Source organism: Niabella insulisoli (assembly GCF_039652435.2).
GTDB classification, from domain to species: Bacteria; Bacteroidota; Bacteroidia; order Chitinophagales; family Chitinophagaceae; genus Niabella; species Niabella insulamsoli.
Genome location: NZ_CP190246.1, coordinates 3,329,651 through 3,354,814, shown reverse-complemented (window position 1 = coordinate 3,354,814; position 25,164 = coordinate 3,329,651). Strand labels below are relative to the sequence as shown.

Here is a 25,164-nt window from a genome sequence, read left to right as displayed (position 1 = left end):
AAATGATATCAACGGTTCAGTACATTGGTCTTATATTGAATATATTCCTTCACGAGGTTGGTGTGGAGCATAAGGCCATTGCTTTTTTCAGTAATTTCTTTGTCGAGCATTTCGGTGGCATGTATGGCCACCATGACGGGACGCTGTAGCAGGATGGAAGCCATATCAGCCGCGCTTCTGCCCCAGGTTCCTTTTTTATCCTGATTGGGGACCGGAAACGCAGCCGGCGGCGTTGCGCCAGATACAAAGGGGATGGGTGCGCCATTGAAATTTTCCCAGGAAAGGTCGTTCCAGCTCAGTGCGCCCGCTTCGGTTTTCTTGAATGCTATATCCATTCCAAACCTCGGCTCGCCCGGCACTTCCGCCACGATAAAAAACCAACCTTCTTTGTTGTTCTGAAAATCAGCAACGGGCTTAGTGCCTGCTGCTTCCTCGATCGTCAGATCAAAACCTAACAGCTTAATGTCGGGCGGCAGCTCGGCCTGGTACAAGGGAAAGCGCACCTGTTTGGCTAAATCGGTGTCGTTCAGATCTGTATTGATATACCATTTATTATCTTTTTTAAATGCCTTTTGCGCGTAGATGACCGTGTTGGGAAATTTTTTGAGCAGCTCGCCTCGTATCACAAAAACCAATTGTTCCGCATCACCTTCTTTGTCGCGGGAATTGTTTTTTCCAAGTTTGCTGTTTGCCGGCCATTTGTGAATCGGCGCAATATCTTTTAATGCTTCAGCGTCCTGCGATGACGACTGCGGCGTGATAAAGCCTTTGACATCCCAAAACTGGCGGAAATAGCTGCCGCGCATATCGGTTGGGTATTCGCGCCACAATAATTCCCTGCCCATTTCAAAGTTGAGGCCGGTCATATAAGATTCTATAAATTTTTGATTGGTCCTCAATAAAGAAAAAGTATTGGGCTGGATCAAATGCAGATTGGGTAGCAGCAATTCTTTGTCGCGGTCGACCAGTAACTGATAGGTAGGCGCCGGAAAATCAGGATAGGCCATTGCGGGTAAAATATCATCCACCGGAGGTTTGAAAGTGCCGACACCCCAGGCGATCAGCCCGTTGATCATCTTTTTGTAGGCTGTGGAAGGCTTGATGGTTTCGAGTGTTTTTCCCGCAAGCGTTTGAAGATCTGCAACGGGTTTGGAGGCCGGTGTTTCCGTAAAGTTGAAGCGAAGATTATAGTCGGCATAAGCTACTTTATAATCTTTATTGGCAACGTTGACAAAAACCGGCGGCTTCACCACATCTGGTTTTACGACAATATCGGGGCGGACCACTACATCGGGCTTTACCACTACATCGGGCTTTACCACTACATTGGGTTTGATGACTACGCCCGGGCGCACGGTATTGTTGCCGGTAACGATATGCGGCTTGATGGGTGTTACGGGTCGGGGTTTTAAAGGGGACAGCGGTGTAACGGGCGTGAACACAGGAGGTTTTACAACATCAGCTTTTAAAAGCACGTTTTGATTAAAAACAGTGTTCCAGGAGGTGGGTTTTGGAAAACCTCCGGTGTATTCCTGAAGATTAAACATGGATGTTTTGTCCAGGTTTGATTGCAGGCTCCAGATTTTTAGATCGGTGATCTTTGCAGGCGCTTTGATAGTATCCAGGTTTTCTACGGCCCTAATCGTTTTAAAATGATCTACCGATGCGGCGGTAATGCCGTTTTGCACGTTAGTCGCCTTTACCACGGCAGCGACGTTTACCGGCGCCCTGCTGTTTTTTTCAAGACTGCGTGTCAGCGCCGTATTGGGGCGCATCAGCTTCTGAATGGCGGGCATCATGAGGGCGTCGGGGACTTTACTATCCGCAATTTGTTTTTTGATGGTGAAGTTTGCGGCGAGTATTTTTGAAGAAACAATGCGTGTGAAATTCAACAGTTTTTCCGGTTCAAGTTGTACAACATTTTTATCGTAAGCACGATCCATGATGTTAGCCATCAGTTGCGCCAGTTTTGCTTTTCTGTTAGCTTCCAAAACGTCCGCCAGTTGCTCCCATGCCTGATCCATAAATTTTTCCTGCCCGTCCTGAACAGCCTTAACGCCAAAGCCTGCCGGCACCCGGTGGCGCGGGTCGCGGTTTAGATCGTTGTACCAGATCTCAGAAGTTTCGTTAAAAGTCGGAACGAGCTTTTCGCCGGGTTTTGCCAGGTTTTTGCGCATGGCATGATACATTCCGTAAAAGGGAATGGTTACATACGGATCCTGATTGGGATCTTCTAACTGGATTTTGTTGAGGTTGATCAGTTGGCCTATTTCGCTATGGAAATCGTTAAGCGTAATTTTTGTGGATTCGGCGGTTGGCGCTTTTACGGCGCCTTCCAACAACACCGACACAGGATTGGTGGCCGGAATTTCATCGCTGCTGCCCAATTTGAAATAGCCGGGTTTGGAGCAATCCATTGGCCTAACGCCTACTCTTTTATCCATTACCCGGGGTTCTATCAGCTTCACCAGGCTTTCGAAATCAAAGTTGGCGCCGGTTCTGAAATGCCAGCGGTGATAGACCGGAAATTCCATTTCGGAGGCGTCGCCGCTCCAGGACGCTTTTTGCGCCTGAACGCCTTTAATGGCTTTCCCAAGGCCCGCCAGCCGCCCGGTTTCAAAAGTGGGCACTAAAAAAGCGTGATACATAAAGTTGGGTTCGAGCTGGCGCGGGCAAATGATCCGGCTATATACTCCATCCGGATCCGCCTTCGCTTTTTCTTTCAAACTTTCGATATACGTTTCAAGTGTCGATGTTTCATTTTGTAAATTGGTATGCATGTGCGCCCATAAATGCAGTTCGGTGATGGGTTGTAGCGCTTCCATATTTTTTACAACAATCGATTTTAAAGGTGTTTGCAGCGCGGTATCTTCAAATTCCGATTCTTTCAAAACAATTAAAGTTAACCAGGGCCGCAGGCTCATATTATTTGCGCCTGCAGCGCTGGCAGGCGTATAGCGCCACGGAAAATCTTCGTCATAAAATTCAATATAAGGGAGATAGTTGGGTTCGAAGTTCGATACGCCTGCGCGTGGTTCATTTCTGATAATCATGTCCGAGTGAATACCGATAACATCGCCAGGCCCAACAAGGGTAAAGTTTTGCGTAGGCGCCGGAAGCGTGTTGTTGAGCGTTATGTTGACCGCCACTTTCGCGCGCTCGAGCATCACACCCGCGCTGGCGCCCAGTGTGTCTTTTTCAGTAATACTGGCTGCGATGCCTTTTCTCGCCCACGAAAAAAATCTGTATGCTGCAAAACTCATGATGAATGATTTATGTTTTTAAACAAGTTCGTGAAGGCCCACTACCTGCAACTGGTCGGCCATTTCAGGTTTTTGGCGGATCAAATGATCAAATGATTGCATCATTTCCGCATAACTGCCGGCTCTTAAATTTTGATCCCATTCCTTCAAATTATCGTTTGAAGCCAGCGTATATTTTCCGTCGGAAACCCTGGTGGGAACCGGCGCGTTGAGTTGATTCTTTTTAGAATTTTTCCAGGAAAGTGCCGACCCCGCAGCCCCCGCGTTGCGCACCATTTTTTGGAAATTTCTCAGTGGCAGCCTGACCATCAGTTTTTTTCGCAATGGATTATTGTCGTAGGTATAATCAAGTTCATAATTCAATTCAGACGAATCGAGCGTGGTGGCCGCGAGTTGTAAATTGCCTGTATCATTGATGGTAACGCCGCTTTCCAGTTTTTCAAAAGATTTTCTCGAAAGTTTTTCGGCCTCCGACAAGGGTTGGTAGTTGCCCACCGCGAACGATTCTTCGTTTTTAATAAAGGGAAGGGCAGTCGTTCCGATTTTCACCTGGGTGATAATAAAGTTGGATTCAGCTTCATTGGCGGGTTTTCTGTTGCCGTATTTTTTTATGTTAAAATTCAGTGGCAGCGCCCGCTGGCTAAAGCTGATCGCACCGAAAGGATGGATCAGTAAATCAACCTGTTCATCTTCCAGTAAAGTACGTAGCGTGATGTGGATATTATTAAAGTCCGGGATGATGGGTTTCCAATTTGACGCTTTTCCTAATTCTGCATTAATAATGGCTCTAAGGTCTTCGGTTTCGGCTGCGATTTCAGGCTTGCGTTCGCCCCAGCTTTTTTCAAATCCGATCGTAATGGTGGCAAACAATATTCCAAATGAAACTTCTCCTTCGATATGCCAGGGCGTGGGGCCGGAAAGCACGCCAAGAAAATGGATGCCAAACAGTACATTGCGGTTACGCCTGATGGCCAGCGTCGCTTCGAGCCTAACACTGAAGCTAAAGGGGTCGAAAATGAATAGCACATCGAGGCTGAGCATCCCGTAGAGATTGAAGCCCATTGGCCCTTCTGCCAGTAATTCTGCTTTTGCGCCAAACTGAACGGAATTGGAGGTTACCGCAAAATAACACTCAATGCCCAACCGCGGGTTATCGCCGCTCAGCAGCTGAAGGCTGATGCGGTCCATTTCGCGGAAAGCGCCGGGCAAAGTGGGCACAACAGGATAGTCTTTAAAATCGGGATGAAACCCGCCGATGCTTAATCCGAAAGTGCTGGCATCGCCCCAGGCCACCACCAGCGCCATGCTACCTGTGAGCGGAAAGCCAACCAGTTGCGAATCGAAAAGAACGGCTTCGAAATATAAGAACTGGTTTTGAAAATCGATAACGCCGAGAAAGTTGACCTGTATCTTTACCAGCGCCGTTTCTTCTGTGGGCAGGGCCAGTTTTACCACGCCGAGAATTAAAATTTTTGGCTCAGGCAATTGAAGGATGATACCCAATTCTATGGAAATCAATGTGGGCGTGCCCCAGCCGATTTTTCCCATAATGCCGATCAGGAACGAATCCTGTTGAATCGGAAATATTTGTTTGATATCGCTGATGATACGATTGATATTGCCGACCACATCTTCGGGGAAAAGAACGCTTTTGATCGCATTTGTTTTCAGGCCCACACGCAAGGCTTCTACTTCGGCCCTGCGGTTCACGCCCAAAAGCCCGCCGATGCCGATCAACGTGAAGCCAAAGCCCAATTGAACGGGTGAAAATTCGGCAGTGATGATGATCAGCAATGAAAAGCCTCTAGAGCCGTCGGGCATGATGGTGTTGAGGATGCCAACCGCTTTAAGATCAAAGAGGTTTTTAAAGGAAAGTTCAAGCGCTCCGAAATATTCGCCTTTGTCCGGATCGAGATACAAGAAACCTCCGCCCGTAACAACGCCCGCATTTACCCTGATGCCTGCGCCCGTCGGCCATTTGATACCGGGTTTTAAATCATAGCCCAAAATGCCGCCGTTATTATCGAGCTTCAGCGCATTCAGAGTCATGCCCAGTCGGCTGATGGTAATGGTAATGACTGATCCGAGTTTGATCCAAAAGTCGATGGAAACTTCGAGTTGAAAATTAGCAAGCTGCGGGTCGGCATTAACCTTAATGGTTAGCATTTCAATGCCAACAATATCGCCGAGATTAAGATGAACAGGCATTTGTTTGTTCAACGCATTCAGCAGCTTCGCAACGATTTCCTCAACAGGGCCTCTCGAAGCGGGCGCCAGCGCTCTGCTTCCGGATTTTTCGCCGGTTCCGATATTCCCATCGCCGTCCACAAAAAATCCTTTCTTTTGCGAAAACCCAATACCCAGCGGAAATTTGTCTTTGATGTCATCGGGTAATAAGTCAAACGGGAAGCCGCTCAGATCTCCCTTGCTAAACTCGTAATGGATGTTCAACACACTTTTCACCACAATATCCTCCGGTGTAACAACAAGGCCCAGCTTGGCGGTGCCGATTGCGAATTTGATCGCCGGTTTGTCGAGCAGCGCGATCATTTTAGGCCTTTCGGCATTGTAAGCATAGCTGATGAGGAACTTATTGTTTTCGCCTGCAGCGGCTTCCGGCAGGGTTCCGATGCGAAACAGGCCGTCGCCGGCTAGCTTATATTCGATGGTATGTTTATTTTCATCGAAATTAAAATTGCCATCAATATTGGCCGAGAGCTCTGAAACAAAGGCAACGCCACCCTGGTCTTTCGGTGCAAATACCATCGTTCCAAAACCCTTTCCTGAACCGGTAGTTGTATCATCGGTTCCCGTTTCGGCGCTAATCGGTTTCACTTCTACACCAAAGGTTAGCGTGCGATTGGAAATGGCATCGGCAATGGGTGTTTCAGTTGATGAAACACCTTCGTAGCCATAGTTGGAACTGATGACCAGGCCGTGAACGCCTTTGGACCTTAAGAAATGATCTAGATAGAACAACCCGCCCGCAATGATCAGAAAAAGCGCATCCGATAAAGCAGTGGCGCCTTCCGTGTCATCGAGCCCTTTGCCCAGTTTTTTAAAGAAGCCGCCGATATAATCCGTAATAAAATTGGCCGAGCCGCCCGCTGCTACGGCGTTTTTATCCAAAGTGTTCAGCAATTCGATTACCGCATGAAAAGCGGGCTTGCGGCGGCGAATATAATCGAGTGTCAGCAAGTTGAGTAGCGCGGTTACAATTTCTCCGGCCGTTCTTTCTTCTTCTTCATCGCTGGCGTTAACCGCTGCTTCGATGATGCCTGCAATGCCCATAATGAGCGAGGTGAGATCGGCAATTGCGCCGGCTAGCATGAAGGGGTCTACCTCATTGTCTGCTTTGTCGATATATGCCTGCAGGCCACCGGTCGCGGGCGCACCAGTGCCACCGCCGTCAGCGTTTAATCCTAAAGATCCCAACAGCTCTACACGGGCCTGGTCGTCGCCAAACATCTCGATGGCGGGCTTTAAAATATCGTAGAATATTTTCAGTATTTTCTGAAACAGATCTTCGCTTTCTTGGTCAGCCATACTGCAATTTTTTTAAAGATGATGAGTTTGTTTTTCTATGGAAGAACAGGTTTTCCGGCTTCGCCCGAAGGCGTAGTGAGCGGTACTTCATACACCATGTTGGCGCCTTTCAATTCGTGTTTTAGTTTCCAGCTGCTTCCGTCGGCTGTAAAGCTGATCAACCCGATGTTGGCGCCCCAGCCAATGCGCCGGGTTTTACCTTCTTTAAACATTTTTTGATGGCGCTGCACAACCTGAAAATAACCGGTCTTCGTTTGGGCGGCGTTCGCCAGATTAATTTCAGCCTCGACGGGATCGTCTTCCCACGGCCGCTCATCTTTCAAAACTTTTAGTCGCCAGCGCCATTCGGGTGCTGGGCTCACCGTTGCGCCCGGCACCCAACCTTCTATCGGAATGGTGCCAATGCCTCCAAATGCTGCGTAAAGCCGGTGCCTATTGCGCGCAGAGACGGATCCGGTCTTGGTAATGGTTTTTTCTTTCCACCCGAGCTTGGAAATACTTTCGCCGACATTTGTAAAAATGCGTTGTATCATCGCGCTCTTTAAAATCGCGACATTTGACATCCATTCGTTTTTTAATGAGCTCGCTGTCAGTTGCACAATGCGGCTGCTTGGGACATCAACGGCGCCTTTCCAATAATCCATCACCAGTGTGGCGCCGTAGTGCACATCTCCGGAAAGCAGGATGACTTTTTTATAGCCGTTGAGCTTGCCGATGAGGCGCTCAAAACTTTCGGTGTTGAACCCCCAGGCTTCATAATCAAATCCCAGGCGGCCGCCGATAATGCCGGGATTACTTTCGTCGTTTTCTGCGAGTGAGATCAGCGCTGTTGCGGCGGGTTGTATTAATTCTTCAAAATTGGGAAAGCCTAAAACAGGGCAGGGTGATATTACGAAAATAAAGGGTGGCGTGCCGGTCAGCGTTTCAGGTGTTTGAGTGGCAAGGCTCTCCTCTGAAATCAACTCGGGCACACTGTTCAGGCCTTCATAGGCGCGCCGGGTTCGGGTGTCCAACACAAGCGCATCCGCAACACCCAGTTTTACCTTATAATGCCAATTGACCGTTGTAGTGGTTCCGCTCATGCCCAGCAATGTTTCTATTTTGTCTGTAACCTCAGTCCGGACGCTGGCCAGGTTCCGGTTCTCGGCGTGGCGATAGCAAAATTCATTGATGTACATTAATAGTTTTGCTTTTGTGCCTGCGTTTCCAATTTCGTTAAACATCAGGTCGGTGGCCTGTTCATAATCGTCGGGCGTATTGCCCCAGTCCTGAAAGACCGTATAGGCCATCATTGCATTTCTGATAATGTCTCTTCCGAACGGTTTAGATAAAACCTGGTTGTTCCAGCGCTGGGTGATACACCAGTCGTCTGTAACTTCATGGTCGTCCATGATCATATAGGTGGGCACATTGGCAAGCACGCGGCTAACCGCGGGAAGCTTGCTCATAAAAGCAGCGATGTTAAGTATTTCATCGAAAAGGCTTGCTTTTATCTCACTCCGCCACTTTTTAAACTTTTCATGATTGTTATCCCTGAACTGTGTTTTTGTGAAGGTCGCTTCGCTAAAAATATAAGCATCTGTTTGCCGGATATTTTCGCTATCGCGGATGAGATTGACAAGATTGACGTCAGCGTCAACCGCGGCGCTATCGACAAATTTGCTGATCGCCTCGTTCATTTTGGTGTTGAATTCCGGTTTCGACCTTTCCGGGATCGCTTTAATGGCGCTATGAAATTCACGGTTCCAGGAGCGTATATTCCAATAAGTGAGGTAGGTAGCACAAAATTCTTCGAAGGTCAGCAAATGATTGGCCGCGGCGGAACTTGTGAACCCTGCATATTTATTAACCAGCCTTTGGCGGAGTGTGGGCGGGTAGGCGGTGATGTCGGCTTCAAGATCTTGTTCAGCGCCATCGCCCTTGATTTTCATTTTTTCGCTGGCCGTCGCTGACCAGATCCCAACGCCGTCAAGGCTGCACATATAGCGAAGCAGCATCGTGGGCACTTCATCGGCATATATCTGGTCGCCAGTCAGAAATAAAGCTTGGGGCCTTTTAGCCGCTGTCTTCCAGTTGTCATCCTTTTTTAAATGTTCATCCAGCAGGGCAAGCGCATCTTGTCCATAACCGTGCATTTTACGACAGGAGCCGTGCACCACATTTAATTTATCGGGTGTGCTGCCGGGTGGCGCAAAAGATGGCAGCGTATCCGCCTCATAACCGATGGCCAGTTGTTTACGTCCTTCGGCAGTGTCGCCATCTTTCAAAAATTTGTCTGAAAGCAGGTCTTCCTCCTGCGGATCATCAGGATTATTAAATAAAATATTATAGCTATATACTTTGGCAGGATTGAATCCCGGACTGGGGATTTCAGCGGTTACGACAGCTATCCATAAATTGTTTCCGAATTGAAGGCAATGGGTGTTGCCGGTGGCGACAGGCGTTAAACTGGTATTGAAGAGCCGGCCGCTTCCCGAATGCTTGATGCCTGAGCCCTCCCAAATTTTGAGGGTGATATGATGATTTTGCGTAAAGGCGAGCCATACGGAAACCTTGTTGGTTTCCAGCCTTCGGATAATGGGGCCGCAAATTATTTTTTGAAGAGCCATATCAAATCTCGTTTTTGGATGGTGTTAAAATGTTTGCTGCAATACCATGCTGAAAGCGCCATTTTTTATGGAAGCCAGGCGCGTCTGCAAGGCTGGGTTTTACGTATAAAAAGTGGAAGGCATAAGTTGGGCGTTTAAAGGTTATGGTAAACTACCTATCGGTTAACTGCCTGGTAAAAGTACAATGGTAAATGACCAAAGCCGTTTTTAAGGCATCGCTATTTTGAGGGATGGCGCTGATATTTTTTAGATTGCCTGCTGTTTCAGGATTAATCCCTATCTTGTATTTTTCAATAAAACAAAGCTATGTCCGCAGGAAAATTTAAACAGTCGCTCAGTCTTTTTGATGGTACAATGATCGTTGCCGGCTCCATGATAGGATCCGGTATTTTTATTGTAAGTGCCGACATGACGAGGAATTTGGGAACTGCCGGCTGGTTGATTGGCGTTTGGATTTTAACAGGCATTATGACGGTTTTTGCGGCCGTCACCTACGGCGAATTGTCGGCCATGTTTCCCAAAGCCGGCGGCCAATATGTTTATTTAAAAGAAGCATATAATCCGTTCACAGGTTTTTTATATGGATGGAGCTTTTTTTCAGTCATTCAAACGGGAACAATAGCTGCGGTGGGCGTGGCTTTCAGTAAATTTGCCGGCTTTTTTATACCGGCCCTTACGATGGCCGAGGAGAATATAATTTTTCAGCTCGGCGACTGGTTCAAGCTTTATCCCGCCCAGTTAGTTTCTATTGCACTGATCATTTTTCTTACTTATGTAAACACAAGAGGGGTGAAGGAAGGAAAGCTTATTCAATCTGCATTTACGATTGCGAAACTATTCTCGCTGTTTGCCCTGATTATTTTCGGATTATTACTGGCCGCTCGCGCGGATATATGGGATAGCAACTGGGCAACGGGTTTTGACATGAAATTTACCGAAAAAGTGTTTGACGAAAGCAGACGTCAGGCGGGCTGGTCTTCGTTTAATACGCCAGCTACCTGGATGGTAGCTATTGGCCTGGTAAGTTCTGCCATGGTGGGCTCGGTGTTTAGCAGCGTGGCCTGGGAAAATGTAACTTTTATTGCCGGCGAAATTAAAAATCCCAAACGCAATGTAGGGCTTAGCCTTTTTTTGGGCACGTTGATCGTAATAACGGTTTATGTGCTTACCAATATTATGTATGTCGCTGTGTTGCCTTTGTTTCCTCCGGCTGCGGATGGCGTGGCCGCATTTGCAACCGAATCCGCGTCGCCCAATGTCGCTTTCCCGTTGCAGGACCGCGTTGCCACAGCGGCGGCTTCAAATATTTTCGGCACCTACGGCGCGGCAATTATCGCCGTGATGATTATGGTGTCCACTTTTGGCTGCAACAACGGGCTGGTGCTGACGGGCGCCCGCGTTTTTTATACCATGGCGCAGGATCGCTTATTTCTTCCGCAGGCCGCGTCGCTCAACAAAAACGCAGTGCCTCAATGGGCTTTATGGGCGCAATGCACCTGGGCAAGTTTATTATGCCTTAGCGGCCGGTACGGCTTATTGCTTGATTATGTGGTATTCATCACGCTGGTGTTTTACATTCTCACAATTATCGGAGTATTTCGCCTGAGAAAATCGCGGCCTGAGGCAGAACGGCCTTACAAGGCATTTGGCTATCCTTTTATTCCGATTCTATATATCTTGCTTGCTGGAACAATGGCCATTGGGTTGTTGTATGCAAAGCCGACGACCTCTTTATTAGGTTTGGTGATTGTGCTGATAGGGGTGCCTATTTATTATATAGCCATGCAGAAGCAAAAAGTAAAAGGGTAAGCTTCCTCTGTTTTAGTGCCGAAGTGTTTTTTATTTTTCTATATAATTAGGAGCGGGAGATGCCCAATAGCCCAAATTGTGTTGCACATTAAATGTTGTTGAATCACTGTATATCGAAACGTCGCTGTTGATGGATTTAAAACCGGTATCGCCGGTTACGGGTTTTCCCGAATTGTGCCTGTTAATAAATTTAAAAGGCTTCACCGTTCCGGCATTTGCAGAAATATCGGTGGCTGCCATCGCCGAACTTTGAAACTCAGAAGGCTCTGTATATTTTTGATGCCCATTGAGCGAGCGCCACCAGTGCAGATCTTCGCCAAACATAGAGGTGTGTGCCGACCAGGTTGTTGCCTCTTTACCATTTATCAGCGAGGGAACGCGTTGCTCGCCCACAAAATCTTTCACGCCTGTCGCTTTATCCGTCACCCATAAGCCCCACCATTTTCCCAGAGCATCAGATCCGCTGGGGCCAGGTTTCAGTTCAAAATAATAAGGGTGCCCAATCGTCCAATTATAACGATACATGATTTGAAACCCACCACTTTCTTCGTTGCCGCCATTGACCAGGCCCTCGCTTTTCCCGGCATTTGAACCCCAGATCGAAAAGTTGATAACCTTGCCCTGGAAAGTATTTTTGAACAATCCATTTGTCTGAAAACCCGCATAGCCACCGCCAACGCTCGACGACGCGTTGTTTAGCGCAAAATTATAAGCATAGTAATGTAGTAAACCCTCCAGGGCCAAAGAGGCGGGAGGGTCGGCAACCGGCACGAACGTCCATTCTAGGCTGTTATAAGCCTGAGCCGGAAAGTACCAGTCAGAATAGGTGCCGCCCGGACTGTGATAAACCGGTTTGTCCGAAACATCTGCCGGTTTACTATTTTGGGCAGTTGCATCTCCGTAGAAAAGGCAGGAAGCGACCAGTCCAATAAGCGGTTGAATGAACTTTTTCATGTAGACGTTTTATCTTGATAATGATAAAGATATTCAAAGCTGGCGGAACCTTCCGTCTAAAACCATTTTGCCTCGTGCTTCTTAAAATATCGCTTCTGGCCCGCCGGCACAAATTTTTCCACACCTTCCCTTCAAAACCTGTGTATAAAAGGCCATGTCAACAACCGTTTGATGCTCTATATTCGCCGATACAATAAAAGTTTTTAGAGTGAGATTAAAAAGTCTGGAAATAAAGGGTTTTAAAAGCTTTGCCGATAAAACCATTGTGAATTTTGATGACAATGTGACCGGCATTGTGGGTCCCAACGGATGTGGCAAATCGAATATTGTGGATAGTATTCGCTGGGTGATTGGAGAACAGAAAATCAGCGCTTTACGAAGTGAAAATCTTGATAGTCTTGTTTTTAATGGTTCTAAAACGCGCTCAGCAAGCGGCCTGGCAGAAGTAAGTCTTACTTTTGAAAATACCAAAAATCTACTGCCCACAGAGTTTAGTACTGTTCGGGTAACCAGAAAATTTTACAAAAGCGGTGAGAGCGAATACCGGCTTAACGATGTGCAATGCCGGTTAAGAGATATTCAGAATCTTTTTATGGATACGGGTATCAGCACCGATTCCTATGCGATTATTGCCCTCGATATGGTGGATGATTTGATCCGCGACAAGGAAAACAGCCGTCGTAAAATGCTGGAACAGGCGGCTGGTATTTCAATTTATAAAACGAGAAAAAAGGAAGCCAAACAAAAGCTGGACGCAACGGAACTCGATTTGAACCGCATTGAGGATTTGCTTTTCGAAATTAACAATCAGCTGAAAGCGCTCGAAAATCAGGCAAAAAAAGCGGAAAAGTACCACGAAATAAAAAAGGATTATCGCGAAATCAGCATTGAGCTGGCCAAGGCCGCGCTGGAAGGCTTTAACCTGACCTATAAAGATCTTACTGAAAAACAGGAGTCGGAAGCGGATAAAGTTACACAGCTTGAAGCTTCGATAGCCACCGGCGAAGCCAATCTCGAACAGGAAAAACTGGTTTTTGTTGAACGGGAGCGCGCCTTGCAAAGTATGCAACACGCATTTAATGAGTTGCAGCAAAAAGTGCGTACGAAAGAGGGGGATAAAAACCTCGCGGTGCAACGGCTGCAATATTTGAAAGAAAAGGAGGCCGATCTAAAGGAATTTTTAGATAAATCAGGAGCGCAATTAAAGGGTATCGAAGAAAGTATCTCTTTTACGCAGGTGCAGGTAGCTGAAGAAGAAAAAGCATATGAAGGGTTCACCGGCCAGATTGAAAACCTGAAAACGGAAGCCGATGAAAAGCGCGGCATTTTAGATGCCAAACGAAATGCCCTGGAAGATATGCGCCGCGAAACGCAGATGATGCAGCGCAGCCAGTTTGAAGCTGAAAAGAAAGTAGCGGTAGCCGATACGTCGATTCAAAATTTGCAAAGAGCCATTCATCAGATCGAGCAGGAAAGCGAGCAGCGGACTGCCACTTTCGAGCAGCTAGATAGCGAAAGAGGGCAGAAGGAGGCGGTGCTTGGTGAGAGAAAACAGTCGCTCGAGCAATTGCTGGCCCACAACGAGCATACCAAGGAGCAAATTCTTCAAACGCAGGAGGCGCTTGACGCGTTGCGCAACGAAATGGCCGAAGAAAGCCGCAAGCTCGACGCCAAAAAGAACGAACATGATTTATTGAAAAGCATGATCGATTCAATGGAAGGATATCCTGAAAGCGTGAAATTTCTTCATCAAAATAAAGAGTGGAACCATAACGCACCTATTCTTTCGGATATTATTTATGTAAAAGAGGAGTATCGTACAGCGCTCGAAAACGTATTAGAGCCGTACCTCAACTACTACGTGGTTAATGATTTGCAGCAGGGTTTGCAGGCGGTGCATCTTTTGGACGATCATAAAAAGGGAAAGGCCAATTTCTTTTTGCTTGATAAAATTGGCCAGTCTGTCGCCGCAGGTTCCGATCATTCTTTGGAAAATGCAACGCCCGCGTTGCAGGTCGTGGAAGTGGATGAAAAATACAGCCATCTCGCGAAACACTTGCTGGGCAATGTTTTCATTGCAGAAGGTGAGGCTGCGCTCAACAATTCAAATGGTTTCACGGTCATCGAAAAAACCGGCCGGTATGTAAAAGGAAAACATACTTTGACCGGCGGAAGCGTTGGGTTGATCGAAGGGAAAAAGATCGGGCGCGCCAAGAATCTTGAAAAACTGCAGGACGATATCGCGCAACAGGATGCGATTGTTCAAAACCTCCGGTCTCAAATTCAGGTGCGGCACAACGAAGTGATCGCGTTTAACGAAGATCTGCGTGAAAGCGCGATCAAAGAAACGGAAAAGGAAATACAGGAACTTTCCAATCAGGTATTTTCCCTTCAAAATAAACTTGAAAACATCCAGGGCCAGCAAAGCGCTGCCCGCAACAGGCTCGAAGACCTGAACGAACAGTTGCAACAAACGCAATCATCGGTAGCAGGCGTGCGTAATGAATTGAGCGAATTTAATGAAGTGCTTCAGTTAAACGCCAACAGGCTTACGGAAGCCGAGGAAATGTTTAAAAGCGCCCAGGCCGCGCACGAAGAATCGTTGGGTTATTATAATGAATTTAACCTCAGCGTCACGCGCCAGCAAAGCAAGGTGAATGCTTTGAAACAAGAACTGACTTTTAAGAATAACCAATTGGAAACGCTTCAAAAGCAGGTGGAACAAAGCAATGATCAGTTGGCGGGTACAAGCGAAGAGCTTATTCAGAGCGAAACTTCTTTGGTAGCGATTGAGGATGAATTGCTACAATTGAGATATGCGCAGGAGGGCGATAAAAAGATTTTGGATGAAGCAGACCAGGCCTATTATAACCTGCGTAATCAGCTCAGCGAAAAGGAAAGCGAACTGCGTCAGAAAGTTAAAGAAAAGGAACAGGTGGAGCATTTGCTGGCCGCTATAAAAGATAAGCTCAATGAATTGAAATTGCAGTTGGCGGGAACCAAGGAGCGCCTGAATGTTGAATTTAAAATTCAGATAGAAGATATTTTAAACGAAGAACGAACTTCGGAAACAGCGGTTGAAGAACTGCAGGAAAAGGCCGATCGGTTGAAGAAGCGTTTGGAAAACTTGGGAGAAGTAAATCCCACGGCGATCGAGGCGTATACTGAAATGAAGAAGCGCTATGAATTTATCGTGGAGCAGAAAAGCGATTTGGTAAATGCCAAGGAAAGTTTGCTCAAGACGATTGAAGAAGTGGAATCGACAGCTAATCAAAAGTTTTTGGATACGTTTAATCAGGTGCGGGAAAATTTCCAGAAAGTGTTTAAGTCGTTGTTTACCGAAGACGACCAGTGCGACCTGGTGCTTGAAAATCCGGAAAACCTGGCCGAGACCGGCATTGATGTAATGGCAAGGCCAAAAGGTAAGCGGCCGACCTCTTTAACCCAATTGAGTGGTGGAGAAAGAACACTGACCGCAACGGCCCTTTTGTTCGCCATCTATCTGATCAAACCCGCGCCATTCTGTATTCTCGATGAGGTAGATGCCCCGCTTGATGACGCTAATGTGGGCAAGTTTACGAATATGATCCGCGAGTTTAGCGACAATTCGCAGTTTATCATTGTGACGCACAATAAAACAACGATGAGCACCGTGGATGTCATTTATGGGGTAACGATGCAGGAGCCTGGTGTGAGCAAACTGGTAAGTGTGGACTTTAGAAGCCTCGCTGCTGCGGGATAATAAAAAAATAGATACTAAAAAAGCCGCTTCTTTTTGAGTAGCGGCTTTTGAGTTTTCATAGATAATAATTTTAGTCCTTATGCATGCCTTTCATTTTTCCTTTCCACCTTTTCATCGCATTGCCGGTGATCGTAAAGCCTAAACTCAGGCCAATATTGCGATGTGTAAATGAGTTTAAATCAGCGTCGTATTTGTTTTCAACAAGACCATGATAATAATTCACATCATGATTGATGGTAAAGCCTTCGGTTACCCGAACTGCGAATCCTAATGATGCATTGGCGCCGGCGTCAACTTTGGTACTCATCACTCTTGTGGTTTTAGCGCCTGCAAACACATCGTCGTCGCTAATCGCATATGTTTTACCGCCGACTAAAAAGCCTACCGAGCCGCCGAGGCCGATGCGTGGTCGCACTCTGTTGGAGGGGTCTCCCAGCGTAAACATAGCTCCCAGTGGCAGACGGATATAATTCATGCGCTGTTTGGCTTTATCCGCTTCCGTGTCATTGTCGATTTTAAAGGTGCCGCCCTCGGAGCTGAAAAAAGTACCAAGCCCGATGGCCACGTTGTCGTTAAAATTGTAATACGCCGATCGCCCAAAAGCAACGGTTGGGTGAAAGGCATACTTAAGGTCTTCATTATTTCGGTTACCAACGGTCCAGCTATGCCCAACCATTACTTTATCGCTAATCGCCCAGCCCTGGGCTTGACTTGTGACCGACAGCGTCAGGAAAAAGATGGTCGCGTAACATAATTTTTTCATGTTGTAGGGTTTAGTAGTTGGGGTATTAAGATGAAAAACCGTGCCAAACAATATCAGGTTAGTAAAAACAACTAGCTCAACGATAACAGCAGCAAAGGGATTATTTTCAACAATGGTCCGTACGTGCTAGATTTAGCGGCGATTTTTCTTTTTAAAGGGGTATTTTAGATTATTACCTCATGCTCTCGCGATAGTTTATTAATTTAGCAAACTTTTTAATTTTCTACGAGTTTCATTAATATGATTACAATCACTTTTCCGGACGGAGCAAAAAAGGAGTTTGAAGCAGGCGTCAACGCGCTGGGTATTGCAAAATCAATTTCAGAAGGGCTGGCACGCAAAGTTATTGCCGCCAAAGTAAATGGAGAGGTTTGGGATGCAACGCGTCCTATTAACAATGACGCGGAACTGTTTTTGTTAACCTGGGCCGATGCCGACGGTAAGAAAACTTTTTGGCATTCTTCTGCCCACCTGATGGCGGAGGCTGTGGAAGCCGCCTATCCCGGCGTTAAATTTTGGGTTGGCCCGGCGTTGGATACCGGCGGTTTTTATTATGATATGGATTTGGGCGACCGCAAATTGTCTGAAGAAGACCTGGCTGCGCTTGAAAAGAAAATGAATGAACTGGCGAAGGCGAATAATGTTTACACCAGAAAGGAAATTTCGAAGTCTGATGCCATACAATATTTCTCAGAAAAAGGAGATGAATATAAATTAGACCTGCTTAATAATTTAAACGACGGGGAGATTACCTTTTATAACCAGGGCAATTTTACCGACCTCTGCCGCGGGCCGCATATCCCGGCTACTGGCATCATTAAAGCGGTGAAGTTAACCAGTGTGGCCGGCGCTTATTGGAAGGGCGATGAGAAAAATAAAATGCTAACCCGCGTTTATGGCATTAGTTTTCCCAACCAAAAAGAACTCGACGAACATCTGGCGATGCTCGAAGAAGCCAAAAAGCGCGACCATCGCAAGTTGGGCAAAGAGTTGGGCATTTTTACTATGGATGATATGGTAGGCCAGGGTTTACCGCTTTGGCTGCCGAACGGAACGGTGATTATTGAAGAGCTTGAGAAACTGGCTAAGGAAACGGAAGAAGATGCTGGCTACAAAAGAGTGGTGACGCCCCATATCGCCAAGGAAAGCATGTATGTGACAAGCGGGCACTTGCCTTATTATGCCGATAGCATGTATCCGCCAATGGAGTTGGACGGGGAAAAATATTACCTGAAAGCAATGAACTGCCCGCATCATCACAAAATATTTGATGCAGAGCCTAAGAGCTATCGCGATCTGCCGTATCGCATCGCAGAATATGGAACCTGTTATCGGTATGAACAAAGCGGCGAATTATTTGGCCTGATGCGCGTGAGATGTTTGCACATGAACGATGCACATATCTATTGCACCAAAGAACAGTTTGCTGACGAATTTCGCGCGGTGAATGAAATGTATTTAAAGTACTTTAAGATATTTGGTATCGATAAATATATCATGCGGCTTAGTTTGCACGACCCTGAAAAGTTGGGCCAGAAATATATAAACGAGCCCGAGCTTTGGCTCGAAACAGAAGCTTTAGTTCGCGATGTATTAATCGAAAGCAATATTCCTTATGTAGAAGTAAAGGGTGAAGGCGCTTTCTACGGCCCTAAAATCGATGTGCAGATTTGGAGCGCAATAGGCCGCGAGTTTACGCTGGCCACCAACCAGGTTGATTTTGCACAGGGGCGCCGTTTTAACCTTAGCTTTACCAATCAGCACAACGAACCCGAAGTGCCTTTGATTATTCATCGTGCGCCTTTGGGAACCCACGAGCGGTTTATTGGGTTCTTGTTAGAGCATTATGCAGGTAAGTTCCCGACCTGGTTAGCGCCGGTTCAGGTTAAAGTGCTGCCGATTAGCGACAAATATTTGCCCTACGCAAAGGAAGTGGAGCAGCAATTGAAAAAAGCAAGAGTGCGTGCCGAAATCGACGACCGCAATGAGAAGATCGGTAAAAAAATCAGAGATACCGAGCTTCACAAAGTGCCTTACATGCTGATTGTTGGTGAAAAGGAAATGACAGAACAATTAGTGTCCGTAAGAAGGCAGGGCAAGGGAGACGCCGGCACCGTAACTACTGATGAATTTCTAAACGGCCTGCTAAAGGAAATTGAAGAGAAAGCAGATCATTAAATAAATAAGGCCCCGAAGTACACTGCTTCGGGGTTTTTGTTCACAAGATCCCCGCCCGGCGGATGCTAAGAAGATCTATATCCTGATCTTTACATTGGCGTAAAATGAAGTGTAATCTTTCATGAAACCGGCTTTAATCTCCATTAAAAAGGATTTTAAATAAACGCAGGCGGGAAGATTTATTTCCCCGTCGCCCAGCGTATGGTGCATCGTTCATAAACAAATAATGTCAACGTACGCAAGGTAAAAGAGAAAACGACGTCAAAAATGTTTTCTTTTCAGACATTACTTGCCCTCGAAAAAAATAGCACGACTTAAAAGATTCGTTTTTGAACAAACAATTAGTTGTATTGTTTTAGAATGGTTTGAGTCGAGACACCGATACATTGGGTAAATTTTGTTTTATGATTTTTCGTTTAAAGAAGGTACACTCCAAAATATTTCTAACGATTGTTAGTTTTATTAGTTCTTTTTCCATTTCCGCTGCTCAGGCCCCATCAGCCGACACTTTGCTACAGCGGGCCAACCTCGATGCGCTGATCGATTATGCGCTCGAACATCAGCCCTCTGTCAGGCAGGCGACACTTGATCAGGAAATCACCGATCTCCAGATTAAAAACCGTTTGGCGGATTGGTATCCTCAGTTAAACTTTAATTATACATATCAGCGCAACTTTCAACTGCCTGTTAATATTATTGGAGGTAACCAGGTACGGTTTGGCGTTAATAACACCTCGGCGCTTCAACTCACAGCTTCGCAACAAATATTCAACCGCGATGCGTTGCTGGCCAGCCGTACTAAGCAGGATGTAAGGGAAGCGGCTGCTAAGCAGACGGAAAATCTTCGTATTAATTTGGTAGCAAACGTTTCAAAAAATTTCTACGATTTGCTGGCGACTGAGCAACAAAGAAAGATCACCGAAGAAAATATTATCATGTTATCGCGCAGCCTTAAAGACGCGCGTGCGCGCTATGATGTGGGGGTAACGGATAAAACCGATTATCAAAGGGCTACCATTGCTTTAAACAATGCCGTCGCTTCAAAAAGGGAAATTGAAGAAGCGTTGAAGGCGAAGACGGCCAATATCAAATACCTGATCAACTATCCCGACGAGCGGGAACTGACTTTTGAATATGACAGCGCACAACTTGAATCAGAAATCTTTTTGGATACAACATCAACTGTAAGTTATACCAACAGGGTAGAGTATCAGCAATTGCAAGCGCAGCTTCGGTTGCAGCAGGCTAATGTCAGCTATAATAAATGGAGTTATATTCCTTCAGTCGCCGCTAATGGCGCTTATATCCGGAACTTTCTCAATGATGATTTCGCCAAACTCTACAACCAGGGCTTTCCCAATTCTTATGCAGGCTTGACACTTGGTTTCCCCATCTTTCAGGGAGGGAAAAGGAAGAATAATATCATCATTGCAGAAAAACAGGTGCAGCAAACAGAGTGGGATCTTGTCAATTTTAAAAACCAGGCGAGCAGCGAATATAAAACAGCGATGTCTCAATATAGGGCCAACCTCGCCAACTACGTGGCTTTGAAAGAAAATATGGAACTGGCGCGGGAAGTCCACAGGATTATTGAGTTGCAATACAGGGAAGGGATCAAAACCTATCTGGAACTTATTACAGCGCAAACCGATCTGCGGTCGGCCCAAATCAATTACTTCAATGCGGTTTATGGCCTGTTGAGCAGTAAGATCGATGTGAGGAAAGCGGAGGGCGCTATACGGTCAGAATAATACAACATTAAAAATCGATAACTAACCAGATTAATTCGAAGCAGGCGATGGCCTGCGATCATCAAACTAAAAAAGCAAAACGGATGAATATCTTTAAAGGATTTATGGCCACGGCGTTATTACTGAGTTTCGTGGCCTGCAAGGATAAAAAGCAAACCGCAGCTCCTGCCAACGCCGCTGTGCCGGTATCGGTGGTGCAAGTTTCTGAAAGCGGCAACGCAGCTTATTATGATGAATATCCCGCCACCCTGGTGCCGCTCAATCAATCGGAGATCAGGCCTCAGGTGACCGGTTATATTACTGGTATTCATTTTCAGGATGGCGCCAAAGTTTCCAAAGGACAAAAATTATACACCATTGATCAGCAAACCTACCAGGCGAATTATCAGGCGGCATTGGCGCAGGTTGCTGTTCAGGAAACTAATCTGATTAAAGCGCAGAAAGATGCCGAGCGCTATCATGCCTTAGACGCGCAGGATGCCATCGCGAAGCAACAGGTTGATTACGCGGATGCAGCGCTGGCGGCTGCCAAAAAGCAATTGGCCGCAGCTAAAGCCTCGGCGAATGCAGTAAGGGCCAACGTGAACTTTGCAACGATCTACGCGCCGTTCAGCGGAACAATCGGTATTTCGCAGGCGCGGCTGGGTACCTCGGTTGTGGCCGGGCAATCGGTGTTGAATACCATTTCTACTGATAATCCAATGGCAGTGGATTTTGTAATCGATCAGAAAGAAATTTACCGTTTCTCAAAATTGCAGCAATCCAAAAACACAATCGACTCCACTTTTTCACTTGCTTTTGGAGATGATATTTATCCTCAATACGGAAGCATTAAAATAATTGACCGGGCGGTGGATGCGCAAACAGGCGCGATTAAAGTAAGGCTTGTTTTTCCCAACAACAACCACCTGTTAAAGGCGGGCATGAGCGCGACGGTTCGCGTTTTAAATGCGGCTTCTTCACGTACAACCCTGGTGCCTTATAAATCGGTGGTGGAACAGCTGGGAGAATTTTTTGTGTATGTTTTGGCCGATAGCAGCAAAGTGACCCAACGCAAAGTTGTTTTGGGACGCCAGTTGGGACCCAACGTTTTGATCAGGGAAGGCCTGCAGGCTGGAGAAACGATAGTGACAGAAGGCGTTCAGAACCTGCGAGAGGGTGCGGTTGTAACAACCGACACCACAAAAGCAAAGGCGCCGGCAAAAAAATAATGCTGGATGTAATGAAGTGTCAGAAAGGGTATGTAGTGAAAGTGTTGGATAAAAAGGAAATTTCAAACAAGAAATTGTACAAATGATAGCAGACGTATTTATAAAAAGGCCGGTGACGGCGATAGTGGTGTCGATTGTAATTGTGCTGGTAGGAATTATTTCAATGCTTACACTTCCGGTGGCGCAATATCCTGATATTTCGCCGCCCACCGTTCAGGTATCGGGCAACTTTACCGGGGCCGATGCGCAAACGGTAGAGCAGACGACGACTACCGCAATGGAAACGCAGATAAATGGTACGCCCGGCATGACCTATATGACCAGCAACAGCACCAGCAGCGGGCAAAGCAGCATTACGGTGAATTTTGAGGTGGGCACTGATATCAATATTGCAACGCTTGATGTGCAGAACCGTGTGAGTGTGGCCGAGCCCACCCTGCCCGACGCGGTAAAAAGACTGGGCCTTACGGTTCGTAAAAGAAACCCCAGCATCATGACGGCGCTGGCGTTTTATTCTCCCAATGGCACTCATGATGAAACCTTTATCGGAAACTATGTCAACCTCTACGTTAAAGATGTGCTGCTGCGCGTAAAAGGCGTGGGCGATATTTTTTCCCGCGCTGATGATTTCAGTATGCGGGTGTGGCTGAATCCGTCAAAAATGGCTGCTTTAGGCATTTCGCCGGCAGAAGTAAACGCCGCCTTGCAGGAGCAAAACCTGCAATCCGCTGCCGGAACGATCGGAGGAAACCCACAGGCGAATCAGCAGGTGTTTGAATACAGTCTGCTTACCAATAGTCGTATCAACACACCGGAGCAATTTGAAAATATAATTGTCCGTTCGAGGCCGGCAGAAGGAAGTGTGGTGTATCTGAAGGATGTCGCTAAAGTGGAGTTGGGCAAATTTGATTATTCGATCAATGCTTTTGTGAGTGGCAAACCCGCGGCGTTTTTGCTGGTGTACCAGGCGCCCGGCGCTAATGCGCTCGATACTTACGAAGGCATTATGAACGCGCTGGAAAAACTGCGTCCTACCTTTCCCAAGGATATCGACTTTAAAGTGCCCCTGGAAACCGCGACCGTAGTTGAAACATCGATCAATGAGGTGATGCATACGCTTATCGAAGCGCTCGTGCTGGTGGTATTAGTGGTTTTCCTGTTTCTTCAAAACTGGCGCGCCACGTTAATTCCGGTTCTGGCGATTCCGGTTTCGCTCATCGGTACTTTGATATTTTTCAATTTGCTCGGATTCACGATAAACACGCTTACGCTGTTTGCATTTGTGCTTGCTATTGGTATTGTGGTGGATGATGCTATTGTGGTGGTTGAAGCTATCCAACATAATATCGATAGCCGGGGCATGTCGCCGAAAGACGCGACCGTTAAGGCCATGAAAGAAATATCTGCGCCGGTAATTGCTATTGCGCTGATTCTGGCGGCAGTTTTTATACCTGTTGGGTTTATTCCCGGTATCGTAGGCCGGTTATATCAACAGTTTGCAATTACCATTGCCGTTTCGGTTTTACTGTCAGCTTTTGTGGCCCTGTCGCTCACTCCTGCGCTGAGCATGCTCTTGCTAAAACCTACCGATACAACAGGAAAAAAAGGCAATATACTAGACCGCTTTTTTGAAAGATTTAATAAATGGTTTAATAAAGTAACCCTAGGCTACACAAGAAGTGTGGCGAAATGGATCCGTAAAACGCCTTATGTAGTAACGCTGCTCATCGGTTTAATCGTTGCTATGATCCTGCTCTTTAAAACAAAGCCGTCCGGGTTTATTCCTATTGAAGATGAAGGTCGGATGTATGTGACTTACGAACTGCCCGAGGGTACGAGCACCACGAGAAGCATTGAGATGATCAAAACGATCATGGCCAAAGTAGAAGCTTTGCCTGAAGTGGATGTAGTAGGTGGTTTGGCAGGATTGAATATCGTGAGCTTTAGTAGCAAGTCGAATGTAGGTACGATGTTCGTAAAACTTAAAAGCTGGGACGAAAGGAAAGGGGCGGAGCACCATGTGAACGCCGTGATCGGAAAGGTGATCGCTTCCACCAAAGATATTAAAGAAGCGCGCATTATGCCGATTGCGCCGCCAGCCATTCCAGGCCTCGGCGCAACAGCAGGTTTTTCATTTCAATTGCAGCAAACCGGTTCCACCGACGACGTGAAGAAGTTTGAAGCTGTGGCTACAAAATTTCTCCAAACAGTTAATTCAAAGCCGGCTATCGGCCGTGCCTTTACGTTTTTTAATGCGCGAACGCCGAGCTATCGTTTGAATGTGGATAAAGAACTGGCCAAAAAGATGGGAGTAAACGTAGCGGAAGTGTATACCACCCTTTCCAATTTCCTCGGAAGCAGCTATGTAAACGACTTTAACATCTACGGGCGCAATTTCAGGGTAATGTCTCAGGCTGCTTACGAATATCGGGGATCGCTCGATAATTTAAAAGATTATTACGTTAAAAACAGTATGGGCAATATGGTTCCGCTGAATATGCTTGTGAAAACCGAGCTGATCGAAGCGCCGGCTGTGATTTCTCACTATAATGTATTTAGATCGGTGGAGATCAACGGTTCTCCAAAAGATGGATTCAGCAGCGGTGAAGCGATTGACGCGTTGAGAGAAGCGGCTGAAACCCTGCCTGCCGGTTATGGTTACGAATTTTCGGGCATGAGCCGGGAAGAAATAGCCGCCGGTGATCAGCAAATCATCATTTTTGGTATCTCGATCGTGTTTGTATTTTTATTCCTGGCAGCGCTCTACGAAAGCTGGTCGGTGCCTTTTTCAGTTTTATTAGCAGTGCCGGTGGGCGCTTTCGGATCGATACTGGTGTTAACGCTGTTACCGAAACTGTCGAATAATATTTATGCGCAAATTGGGTTAATCACCCTGATTGGTTTGGCGGCGAAAAACGCCATTCTGATCGTAGAGTTTGCCAAAGAAAGGGTGGACAAGGGCATGGACGTGGTACAAGCTACCTTGCAGGCGGTGCGATTGCGTTTAAGGCCTATTATCATGACCTCGCTGGCCTTTATATTGGGCGTTGTGCCGCTGATGATCGCCACGGGCGCGGCTTCTGTAAGCCGGCAAACCATCGGCTGGACAGTTTTTGGCGGTATGCTGGCCGCTACCTCGCTGGCCATCTTCATTGTGCCGGTTTTATATGTGTTGATAACGAAAATTAGCTACCGAAAAAGAAAGCCTAAATCCGCCTAAATCCTGATATTTAACCTGGATAGCCGGACAAAGTTTCCGGCTATTCTGATTTATGGCAGAAAAGGCGTTTTGGTAAGATAATTGCACCCTTATATCGAGAAAATAAAAAATTGTAATA

Annotated in this window: 11 protein-coding genes; 6 read left to right on the top strand and 5 right to left on the bottom strand. The window is 46.6% G+C overall.

Annotation, left to right across the window (positions count from 1 at the left end):
• Positions 1–8: 8 nt before the first annotated feature.
• Genes ABDK00_RS13935 through ABDK00_RS13925 form a run of 3 tightly spaced genes read right to left on the bottom strand, consistent with a single transcriptional unit; the run spans position 9 to position 9,418 of the window.
• A complete protein-coding gene (locus ABDK00_RS13935; RefSeq protein ID WP_346236780.1) occupies positions 9–3,263 on the bottom strand; it encodes a hypothetical protein in 3,255 nt (1,084 codons plus the stop codon).
• 18 nt (positions 3,264–3,281) lie between these two features.
• On the bottom strand, positions 3,282–6,809 hold the full coding sequence (locus ABDK00_RS13930) for a DUF6603 domain-containing protein (RefSeq protein ID WP_346236781.1): 3,528 nt from the start codon (positions 6,807–6,809) through the stop codon (positions 3,282–3,284).
• Between the two features lie 35 nt (positions 6,810–6,844).
• Entirely contained in the window at positions 6,845–9,418 is a 2,574-nt protein-coding gene (locus ABDK00_RS13925; RefSeq protein WP_346236782.1) for a hypothetical protein, read from the bottom strand.
• A gap of 306 nt (positions 9,419–9,724) precedes the next feature.
• On the opposite strand from ABDK00_RS13925, the gene ABDK00_RS13920 reads away from it, so the two are divergent.
• Positions 9,725–11,227: an APC family permease gene (locus ABDK00_RS13920; protein WP_346236783.1), complete on the top strand. Its 1,503-nt coding sequence runs from the start codon at positions 9,725–9,727 to the stop codon at positions 11,225–11,227.
• Positions 11,228–11,257: 30 nt separating this feature from the next.
• On the opposite strand, the gene ABDK00_RS13915 is transcribed toward ABDK00_RS13920, so the two are convergent.
• Positions 11,258–12,181 carry a hypothetical protein gene (locus ABDK00_RS13915; protein ID WP_346236784.1) on the bottom strand — a complete coding sequence of 308 codons (924 nt, stop codon included), beginning with the start codon at positions 12,179–12,181 and terminating at the stop codon, positions 11,258–11,260.
• Between the two features lie 208 nt (positions 12,182–12,389).
• Between ABDK00_RS13915 and smc the strand changes: the two genes are divergently transcribed.
• Positions 12,390–15,923, top strand: a complete 3,534-nt coding sequence (gene smc / locus ABDK00_RS13910) for a chromosome segregation protein SMC (RefSeq protein WP_346236786.1) — start codon at positions 12,390–12,392, stop codon at positions 15,921–15,923.
• Between the two features lie 70 nt (positions 15,924–15,993).
• Here smc and ABDK00_RS13905 read toward each other — a convergent pair whose 3' ends face one another.
• Complete coding sequence (locus tag ABDK00_RS13905; protein ID WP_346236787.1) at positions 15,994–16,686, bottom strand: outer membrane beta-barrel protein; 693 nt, start codon at positions 16,684–16,686, stop codon at positions 15,994–15,996.
• Positions 16,687–16,926: 240 nt separating this feature from the next.
• Between ABDK00_RS13905 and thrS the strand changes: the two genes are divergently transcribed.
• The 4 genes from thrS to ABDK00_RS13885 all read left to right on the top strand — a co-directional run bounded on the left by thrS (position 16,927) and on the right by ABDK00_RS13885 (position 25,046).
• Complete coding sequence (gene thrS / locus ABDK00_RS13900) at positions 16,927–18,864, top strand: threonine--tRNA ligase (RefSeq protein WP_346236788.1); 1,938 nt, start codon at positions 16,927–16,929, stop codon at positions 18,862–18,864.
• A gap of 404 nt (positions 18,865–19,268) precedes the next feature.
• Positions 19,269–20,615, top strand: a complete 1,347-nt coding sequence (locus ABDK00_RS13895; protein ID WP_346236789.1) for a TolC family protein — start codon at positions 19,269–19,271, stop codon at positions 20,613–20,615.
• A gap of 83 nt (positions 20,616–20,698) precedes the next feature.
• Positions 20,699–21,826 (top strand): efflux RND transporter periplasmic adaptor subunit, encoded by a 1,128-nt coding sequence (locus tag ABDK00_RS13890; protein ID WP_346236790.1) that lies wholly within the window; start codon positions 20,699–20,701, stop codon positions 21,824–21,826.
• Positions 21,827–21,908: 82 nt separating this feature from the next.
• Entirely contained in the window at positions 21,909–25,046 is a 3,138-nt protein-coding gene (locus tag ABDK00_RS13885) for a multidrug efflux RND transporter permease subunit (RefSeq protein WP_346236792.1), read from the top strand.
• Positions 25,047–25,164: the final 118 nt, after the last annotated feature.